The sequence below is a fragment of the Arenibacter flavimaris genome, from assembly GCF_030291335.1.
Taxonomy (GTDB): Bacteria; Bacteroidota; Bacteroidia; order Flavobacteriales; family Flavobacteriaceae; genus Arenibacter.
The window spans coordinates 9,514-19,243 of the sequence record NZ_JASWIM010000025.1 but is presented as its reverse complement, the minus strand read 5'-3'; the positions used below and the strand labels follow the sequence as shown (position 1 = coordinate 19,243).

The following is a 9,730-nucleotide window of genomic DNA, read 5'->3' as shown; positions in this document are numbered from 1 at the left end:
CCTAGGGTCGATTCCTATTATTGGGTTCAGGGCAGACAGGCCTGTCTGCCGACAAAGGCAGGCTTGCCCTGAGGTTTAATACCTTTTATTTAGTAAATTAGTGAAATACGAATTTTAATAAATTGGGCATGGCTACAAAAGATATGATATTGGATAAAATACAGATTCTGATCACCAATAAATTTAAAACGCCGGAGGAGGCCTATAATTTTTTTGATGAAGATGGGGATGGAAAACTCAAAAAAAGTGAGATTGTTGAATTGTTGAAAAAGGCGGAAATAAGTGGCTTTTTACGAGGAATTGTTTCTTCCAAGCTAATTGAGGGTTATGACAAATCTGGCGATGAGTTGATAGATTGGGAAGAATTTAAGGCGGCTATCGGCAAAATAAAAACGACCAAATAATGGTTGGTATTAAGTTGCATTTTGTTGCCTGTTATGGGCAGGGCATAAAAAAACCTGTTCCATTTGGAACAGGTTTTTATAAGCGAGATAAGTTTATTAATTTATTTTACTTTGTTCACAATAGCTTTGAAGGCCTCTGGGTGGTTCATGGCCAAATCAGCCAAAACCTTACGGTTCAGCTCTATGTTATTGGCTTTTACCTTGCCCATAAACTGGGAATAGGACATTCCGTGCAATCTGGCACCAGCATTGATACGGGTAATCCATAGGGAGCGGAAATTTCTTTTCTTGTTTCTACGGTCTCTGTAAGCATATAACATTGCTTTTTCAACCGCATTTTTGGCTACTGTCCAAACGTTTTTACGTCTTCCAAAGTAACCTTTGGCCTGCTTCATCACCTTTTTTCTTCTGGCTCTGGAAGCAACTGAATTTACTGATCTTGGCATAATTTTAATGTTTTTTGTAGTAGGCGATCCTATATTGTAGAATACTTTAACTGCCTAACTCCAGGGTTAATAATTACCGATGGAACGATTACTTTAAACGCAATTGTTCCTTAATACTGTTAACATCCGACTCGTGAACTAATCCAGAGTGGGTTAACGCAAGCTTACGCTTTTTAGACTTCTTCGTAAGAATATGGCTCTTAAAGGCGTGCTTTCTTTTAATTTTACCACTACCAGTAAGCTTAAATCGCTTTTTGGCACTGGATTTTGTTTTCTGTTTAGGCATTTTCTTCCTATTTATTAATTTATCTCGCTTACTATCTTTGTGCTAAAACATGCTTAGCACTTTATTTCGTGTAACCAAAGCCAATTGGGCAAGGATTATTTTTTAGTTTTTGGGGCGATGAACATGGTCATACGCTTTCCTTCAAGTTTAGGCATTTGTTCCACTTTGCCCAAGTCCTCCAATTCGGAAGCCAATTTAAGCAACAGTATTTCCCCTTGGTCTTTATAAACAATGGAACGACCCTTGAAAAATACATAAGCTTTTAGCTTGGCACCATCTTTTAAGAATTTTTCTGCGTGTTTCTTCTTAAACTCATAATCGTGGTCATCCGTTTGTGGACCAAACCGTATTTCTTTTACGATCACTTTGGTGGCTTTGGCCTTCATGACCTTTTCCCTTTTCTTTTGCTCGTAAAGGAACTTCTTGTAATCTATAATTTTACACACTGGAGGATCTGCTTTAGGGGAAATCTCCACTAAGTCCAATTCCAGTTCTTCCGCTTTGGCCAAGGCTTCACGGGTGCTATATACACCTACTTCTACATTGTCGCCAACCAACCTAACCTTGGGCGATGAAATGCTTTCATTAATGTTGTGAGGGTTTTTATTTTCCCTCCTAGGTTGGGGTCTAAATCTTTTTCTAATTGCTATGACGTAATCTTTTTAGTTAAACATTTACTACTCGATCCTCTTTCCGTTTTCATCTCTCTTTGGGAGAGCTTGGATCTGTTTTCATAAACAAATCCGGTCGAGGCATTTTTAAAACGACTTTAAGGTACTGTTTATTTCATTTACTACCAAGTCGGTAAAGGCTTTTACGGAGATGGCGCCTAAATCTTCGCCACCGTGTCTCCTTATGGAAATCGTTTCCTCTTTTTCTTCATTCTCCCCTACAATCAGCATAAATGGGATTTTATTCATTTCTGCTTCACGTATTTTTTTGCCTACCGTTTCGTTTCGGTTGTCAATGAGGGCGCGAATGTCGTTATTTTCCAAGGAATTTAAAACTTTTTGGGCATATATTTCATGTTTTTCGCTGACAGGCAGGATTATAGCCTGCTCCGGCATCAACCAAAGTGGAAAATTACCGCCTGTATGTTCCAGTAATAAGGCTATAAAACGCTCCATACTTCCGAAAGGAGCCCTGTGGATCATTACGGGTCTATGCAGTTCATTGTCACTGCCTTTATAGGTAAGGTCAAATCGCTCCGGTAAATTGTAGTCCACTTGTATGGTTCCCAATTGCCAGTTCCTGCCAAGGGCGTCTTTTACCATAAAATCCAACTTTGGACCGTAAAAAGCAGCTTCACCACTTTCAATAACAAAATCAAGACCTTTTTCCTTGGCTGCATTGATAATGGCATTTTCCGCCTTTTCCCAGTTTTCTACAGATCCAATATATTTCTCGGGATTATCCAAATCCCTAACGGACACTTGGGCCGTAAAATTCCCAAAGCCTAAAGATCCCATTACATATAGGGTTAGATCTATTACGTTCTTGAACTCGTCGGCCAATTGGTCCGGAGTACAGAATATATGGGCATCATCCTGGGTAAATCCGCGTACCCTGGTAAGGCCATGCAATTCGCCACTTTGTTCGTATCTATAAACAGTTCCAAATTCCGCGTATCGCTTAGGGAGTTCCCTGTAGCTAAAGGGTTTGGTGTTGTATATTTCACAGTGGTGTGGACAGTTCATGGGCTTTAATAAGAACTCCTCGTCTTCCTTTGGGGTTTTTATAGGTTGAAAGCTGTCTTCCCCATATTTTGCATAATGCCCCGAGGTTACGTAAAGTTCTTTCTGTCCAATATGTGGGGTAACTACCATTTCGTATCCGGCCTTCTTCTGGGCTTTCTTGAGGAAATTTTCTAAACGTTCCCTTAATGCCGCTCCTTTAGGGAGCCACAAGGGGAGTCCTTGGCCTACTTTCTGTGAGAAAGTGAACAATTCCAATTCTTTTCCCAGTTTCCTGTGGTCTCTTTTTTTGGCTTCTTCCAATAGTTCCAGATACTCGGTAAGTTCCTTCTGTTTTGGAAAGGAAATACCGTAAACCCGGGTCAACTGATTATTTTTTTCGTTCCCTCTCCAATAGGCACCTGCGACACTCAATATTTTAATGGCCTTTATGATACCGGTATTGGGAATGTGTCCTCCCCTACATAAATCGGTGAAGGTATCATGGTCACAGAAGGTAATGGTGCCATCTTCCAGATTTTCTATAAGTTCTACCTTATATTGGTTCCCTTGTGATTTGTATAGCTCCAATGCCTGTGCCTTGGTAACGGAGCGCATTTTAAAATCGTGTTTTCCCCTGGCAATTTCCAAGGCTTTCTTTTCAATCGCAGGAAAGTCTTTCTCTGAAATAGTGCCCTCGGCCAAATCCACATCATAATAAAACCCATTGTCAATGGCTGGTCCTATGGTTAGTTTTACACCGGGGTACAATTCTTCCAGAGCTTGGGCCACAACGTGGGAGGTGGAATGCCAGAACGCGGTTTTTCCTTCTTTGTCGTTCCAGCTGTACAGAATAAGGGATCCATCTTCATTTAAAGGTGTAACCGTTTCAACGGTGACTCCATTAAATTTTGCGGAAATAATATTTCGCGCCAAACCTTCGCTTATGCTTTTGGCTACCTCTAAAGGGGTAGTTCCTTGTGCATATTCCCTTATGCTTCCGTCCGGTAAAGTTATTTTGATCATGCTTTTTTGTCGTAATAAGTGTGCAAAGATAACATCTAGTATTTATGTTGGCAATATATATAGGAAGGATTTTGTATCGGTATACCAAGTTAGGCCTTGGCGCCCCCTCTTTTTGCCGTTCCGTTCGGCCTGCGGTCTTGGGCTGGCATGTCCACTTAGGGGGGGCGTTCCTGTTTTAACGTTTCGGTGTTTTGCGGTCAGGGAAAAAAGTGTTAAATTGTTCTCCCTTTTTTGCGGGATGGTTCGTTGCAAGATGCTTGTTGACAGCGTGTTGTGCGCATCCTGTTTAAAAAGGCAAAAAAAGTTTAAAAAAACCCTTGTGGATTTAAAAAAGGGTGGTAGATTTGCACCCCGCAAACGAAGGAATTACGGAGTGTGCGGAAAGGGTGTTGGGAGCACCGCGTTCATATAGGTTCTGTTCGATATAGGCCGGCCGAGGGGAAAAAATAATTTTTTTCCAAAAAAGCTTGGCGGATAAAAAAAAGGCTGTACATTTGCAGCCGCTTTGGGAGACAGGGCGAACGAAAAGAAGAGAAACAAGTTCATTGATATATTGTAAAGACAGCGTGCCACATACCCGGTAACGGGGATGTGGCGCAGAGAAATAAATCGAAATAACGGGCCGGGAAAAATGCTTTTACGGGTTGATCGAAGTAATATAAGAATCAACGATGAAGAGTTTGATCCTGGCTCAGGATGAACGCTAGCGGCAGGCCTAACACATGCAAGTCGAGGGGCAGCGGGGATAAGCTTGCTTATCCGCCGGCGACCGGCGCACGGGTGCGCAACGCGTATAGAATCTGCCCTGTACTGGGGAATAGCCCAGAGAAATTTGGATTAATGCCCCATGGTATGTAGTAGTGGCATCACTATTACATTAAAGGCTACGGTACAGGATGACTATGCGTCCCATTAGTTAGTTGGTAAGGTAACGGCTTACCAAGGCAGCGATGGGTAGGGGCCCTGAGAGGGGGATCCCCCACACTGGTACTGAGACACGGACCAGACTCCTACGGGAGGCAGCAGTGAGGAATATTGGACAATGGGCGGGAGCCTGATCCAGCCATGCCGCGTGCAGGAAGACGGTCCTATGGATTGTAAACTGCTTTTGTACGGGAAGAACAAGGGGCACGTGTGCCCTTCTGACGGTACCGTAAGAATAAGGATCGGCTAACTCCGTGCCAGCAGCCGCGGTAATACGGAGGATCCGAGCGTTATCCGGAATCATTGGGTTTAAAGGGTCCGTAGGCGGGCCATTAAGTCAGGGGTGAAAGTCTGCGGCTCAACCGTAGAATTGCCCTTGATACTGGTGGTCTTGAGTTATGGTGAAGTAACTAGAATATGTAGTGTAGCGGTGAAATGCATAGATATTACATAGAATACCGATTGCGAAGGCAGGTTACTAACCATATACTGACGCTGATGGACGAAAGCGTGGGGAGCGAACAGGATTAGATACCCTGGTAGTCCACGCCGTAAACGATGGATACTAGCTGTCCGGATGCAAATCTGGGCGGCCAAGCGAAAGTGATAAGTATCCCACCTGGGGAGTACGTCCGCAAGGATGAAACTCAAAGGAATTGACGGGGGCCCGCACAAGCGGTGGAGCATGTGGTTTAATTCGATGATACGCGAGGAACCTTACCAGGGCTTAAATGTGGTCTGACAGCTTTAGAGATAGAGTTTCCTTCGGGCAGATCACAAGGTGCTGCATGGTTGTCGTCAGCTCGTGCCGTGAGGTGTCAGGTTAAGTCCTATAACGAGCGCAACCCCTGCCGTTAGTTGCCAGCATGTAAAGATGGGGACTCTAACGGGACTGCCGGTGCAAACCGCGAGGAAGGTGGGGATGACGTCAAATCATCACGGCCCTTACGTCCTGGGCCACACACGTGCTACAATGGCCGGTACAGAGAGCAGCCATGCCGCAAGGCAGAGCGAATCTATAAAACCGGTCACAGTTCGGATCGGGGTCTGCAACTCGACCCCGTGAAGCTGGAATCGCTAGTAATCGGATATCAGCCATGATCCGGTGAATACGTTCCCGGGCCTTGTACACACCGCCCGTCAAGCCATGGAAGCCGGGAGTGCCTGAAGTCCGTCACCGCAAGGAGCGGCCTAGGGCAAGATCGGTAACTAGGGCTAAGTCGTAACAAGGTAGCCGTACCGGAAGGTGCGGCTGGAACACCTCCTTTCTAGAGAATTTGCCCGTCGGGGCTTTTTTCAGGGGCCCGTTTTTTCGATTTCTGTCTTTATGATTATAAAAACAAACTATAGTGAGTCTCATAGCTCAGCTGGTTAGAGCGCTACACTGATAATGTAGAGGTCGGCAGTTCGAGTCTGCCTGAGACTACAAAGTAGACGGGGTGCGGACGAGAAGTCCATGCCGCCAAGGGCGGTAAGTCTGCCCGGGACTACAGGGCCGGGGGTTTATGGAAAGTCCGGTGGACTTTTATGGCGATGGGGCCGGATGGCGCGTTGGCCTTTATGGGTCATGGTGTTCGTCTAAAAAAAAGTAACACGTTCATTGATTGAAAATATTGAATAAGGAAATTCTAGGGGTTGAGTGACCGTTGTAAGTAATTGTTGACTGATAACTGTTGACTGATCACTGAGGACAAACGGGGGATTAGCTCAGCTGGCTAGAGCGCCTGCCTTGCACGCAGGAGGTCATCGGTTCGACTCCGATATTCTCCACTAAGGAGTTCACCACGCTACGGCGTGGTATTCTCCACATTGGCAATACATTGCCGTTGTCCCGGCCAAAGGCCGCAAAAGGGATGATTGGGATGGCCAAAACGTTCATTGACATATTGGGACAGGGTGCGCGAAAGATTCAGGTCTTGGCGCACGCTGAAAAAGAAACACGAAAGTAAAGTAAAGTACAAGTAAAGAGAGGGCCCTTCGGACGCTGCCGCGGAAGATGGGCCCGGAAATAGATTAAAAGGTCTGGCGACAAGCTGGATAAGGGCGTATGGGGAATGCCTAGGCTCTCAGAGGCGATGAAGGACGCGATAAGCTGCGAAAAGCTGCGGGGATCGGCACATACGATATGATCCGCAGGTATCCGAATGGGGCAACCCACTATATTGAAGGTATAGTACCCCGCAAGGGGGGCAAACCCGGTGAACTGAAACATCTAAGTAGCCGGAGGAGGAGAAAACAAAAGTGATTCCGTGAGTAGTGGCGAGCGAAAGCGGATTAGTCCAAACCGTATCTGTTTCGGCAGCTGCGGGGTTGTAGGACCGCGATATTCGATGTGGGATGAATCAGAACCCTTTGGAAAGAGGGACCGTAGAGGGTGATAGTCCCGTAAGAGCAAAGAACATTATCGATAGCGGTATCCTGAGTAGTGCGGGGCACGTGAAACCCTGTATGAATCCGGCGGGACCATCCGCCAAGACTAAATACTCCTGAGAGACCGATAGTGAACCAGTACCGTGAGGGAAAGGTGAAAAGAACCCTGAACAAGGGAGTGAAAAAGATCCTGAAACCATACGCCTACAAGCGGTCGGAGCCCCTTCGGGGGTGACGGCGTGCCTTTTGCATAATGAGCCTACGAGTTACTTTTACTGGCAAGGTTAAGCACTTCAGGTGCGGATCCGTAGCGAAAGCGAGTCTGAACAGGGCGAACGTAGTCAGTAGTAGTAGACGCGAAACCGTGTGATCTACCCATGGGCAGGTTGAAGCTGTGGTAACACACAGTGGAGGACCGAACCCGTTGACGTTGAAAAGTCTTGGGATGACCTGTGGGTAGGGGTGAAAGGCCAATCAAACTCGGAAATAGCTCGTACTCCCCGAAATGCATTTAGGTGCAGCGTGTACAAAGTTTTATAGAGGTAGAGCTACTGATTGGATGCGGGGGCTTCACCGCCTACCAATTCCTGACAAACTCCGAATGCTATAAAATGATTGTGCGCAGTGAGGGCATGGGTGCTAAGGTCCATGTCCGAGAGGGAAAGAACCCAGATCACCAGCTAAGGTCCCCAAGTATATACTAAGTTGATATAACGCGGTGGAACTGCATTGACAGCCAGGATGTTGGCTTGGAAGCAGCCATTCATTTAAAGAGTGCGTAACAGCTCACTGGTCGAGCGGTTCCGCATGGATAATAATCGGGCATAAGTATATCACCGAAGCTGTGACTTCTGTACTCGGTACAGAGGGGTAGGGGAGCATTGTAGTGCCGCTGAAGCTAGGCCGTAAGGCGTGGTGGAGGAGCTACAAACGAAAATGTAGGCATAAGTAACGATAATGCGGGCGAGAAACCCGCACGCCGAAAGACCAAGGTTTCCCCAGCTATGCTAATCAGCTGGGGGTCAGTCGGGACCTAACGCGAACCCGAAGGGGGTAGTGGATGGACAACAGATTAATATTTCTGTACCTGCTCACGTTAAAAGTGACGGGGATGTGGCGTTGGTGCGTACTGACGGAATAGTACGTTGAAGGGAGCGGTGACGCCCCGATAGTACACTGAGGCTCCGGCCAAGGTGATAATCCAGCTTAACATCCTCCGAGAAAACCAAGTGAAGCAGCCCGTACCGCAAACCGACACAGGTGGTTGGGATGAGTATTCTAAGGCGCTCGAGAGATTCATGGCTAAGGAACTAGGCAAAATAGACCCGTAACTTCGGGAGAAGGGTCGCCACGCTTCTAGCGTGGCCGCAGTGAAGAGGTCCAGGCGACTGTTTATCAAAAACACAGGGCTCTGCAAATTCGAGAGAAGAAGTATAGGGCCTGACACCTGCCCGGTGCTGGAAGGTTAAGAGGAGATGTCATCCGCAAGGAGAAGCATTGAATTGAAGCCCCAGTAAACGGCGGCCGTAACTATAACGGTCCTAAGGTAGCGAAATTCCTTGTCGGGTAAGTTCCGACCTGCACGAATGGTGCAACGATCTGGACACTGTCTCGGCCATGAGCTCGGTGAAATTGTAGTATCGGTGAAGATGCCGGTTACCCGCAGTGGGACGAAAAGACCCCGTGCACCTTTACTATAGCTTCGTATTGACCTTGGGCAACCAATGTGTAGGATAGCTGGGAGACTTTGAAGCTGCATCGCCAGGTGTGGTGGAGTCATTGTTGAAATACCAGCCTTTGTTTGTCCGGGGCCTAACTCCCTTATGGGAGGACAGTGCGTGGTGGGTAGTTTGACTGGGGTGGTCGCCTCCAAAAGAGTAACGGAGGCTTCTAAAGGTGCCCTCAATACGGTTGGCAATCGTGTGCAGAGTGCAATGGCACAAGGGCGCTTGACTGAGAGACATACAGGTCGACCAGGTACGAAAGTAGAGCATAGTGATCCGGTGGTTCCGCATGGAAGGGCCATCGCTCAAAGGATAAAAGGTACGCCGGGGATAACAGGCTGATCTCCCCCAAGAGCTCATATCGACGGGGGGGTTTGGCACCTCGATGTCGGCTCGTCACATCCTGGGGCTGGAGAAGGTCCCAAGGGTTGGGCTGTTCGCCCATTAAAGTGGCACGCGAGCTGGGTTCAGAACGTCGTGAGACAGTTCGGTCTCTATCTACTGCGGGCGTTAGAAATTTGAGTGGACCTGACCCTAGTACGAGAGGACCGGGTTGGACCGACCGCTGGTGCACCAGTTGTCCCGCCAGGGGCATTGCTGGGTAGCTATGTCGGGATGGGATAAGCGCTGAAAGCATATAAGCGCGAAACCCGCCACAAGATGAGATTTCTTTAAAGGGCCGTGGGAGATGACCACGTCGATAGGCCATAGGTGGAAGGGCAGCAATGTCCGTAGCCGAGTGGTACTAATTGCCCGTTGGCTTGCGCAAACGCCCTCCCGTGGGAGACCACGGGAGGCAACAAACCTTTTTTTTCCAAACAACGGAGGGCACCAGAGGGTGCCCTCCCGCAAACGCGTTCGGTTGCCCGTTAATCAT

The 9,730-nt window shown here is 47.3% G+C and carries 5 protein-coding genes, 2 tRNA genes and 2 rRNA genes; 5 read left to right on the top strand and 4 right to left on the bottom strand.

The features are described 5' to 3' along the window. The first annotated feature begins 128 nt into the window (after window positions 1–128). Entirely contained in the window at window positions 129–404 is a 276-nt protein-coding gene (locus tag QSE00_RS17165; RefSeq protein WP_286106880.1) for an EF-hand domain-containing protein, read from the top strand. Between the two features lie 101 nt (window positions 405–505). On the opposite strand, the gene rplT is transcribed toward QSE00_RS17165, so the two are convergent. From rplT to thrS, 4 genes are all read right to left on the bottom strand, one after another. Continuing rightward, window positions 506–850: a 50S ribosomal protein L20 gene (gene rplT, locus QSE00_RS17160; protein WP_031444752.1), complete on the bottom strand. Its 345-nt coding sequence runs from the start codon at window positions 848–850 to the stop codon at window positions 506–508. 88 nt (window positions 851–938) lie between these two features. Next, window positions 939–1,136 (bottom strand): 50S ribosomal protein L35, encoded by a 198-nt coding sequence (gene rpmI, locus QSE00_RS17155; RefSeq protein WP_110358095.1) that lies wholly within the window; start codon window positions 1,134–1,136, stop codon window positions 939–941. A gap of 95 nt (window positions 1,137–1,231) precedes the next feature. Further along, complete coding sequence (gene infC, locus QSE00_RS17150; RefSeq protein WP_083260705.1) at window positions 1,232–1,786, bottom strand: translation initiation factor IF-3; 555 nt, start codon at window positions 1,784–1,786, stop codon at window positions 1,232–1,234. 108 nt (window positions 1,787–1,894) lie between these two features. After that, window positions 1,895–3,835: a threonine--tRNA ligase gene (gene thrS, locus QSE00_RS17145; protein WP_110358094.1), complete on the bottom strand. Its 1,941-nt coding sequence runs from the start codon at window positions 3,833–3,835 to the stop codon at window positions 1,895–1,897. 668 nt (window positions 3,836–4,503) lie between these two features. Here thrS and QSE00_RS17140 point away from each other — a divergent pair. From QSE00_RS17140 to QSE00_RS17125, 4 genes are all read left to right on the top strand, one after another. Beyond that, a 16S ribosomal RNA gene (locus tag QSE00_RS17140) occupies window positions 4,504–6,027 on the top strand. An 84-nt stretch (window positions 6,028–6,111) separates the two neighbouring features. Further along, window positions 6,112–6,185, top strand: a tRNA-Ile gene (locus QSE00_RS17135). A gap of 270 nt (window positions 6,186–6,455) precedes the next feature. Continuing rightward, window positions 6,456–6,529 (top strand) — tRNA-Ala (locus QSE00_RS17130). A gap of 255 nt (window positions 6,530–6,784) precedes the next feature. After that, window positions 6,785–9,622, top strand: a 23S ribosomal RNA gene (locus QSE00_RS17125). The 16S and 23S rRNA genes sit together here with 2 tRNA genes alongside, the layout of an rRNA operon. Window positions 9,623–9,730 lie beyond the last annotated feature (108 nt).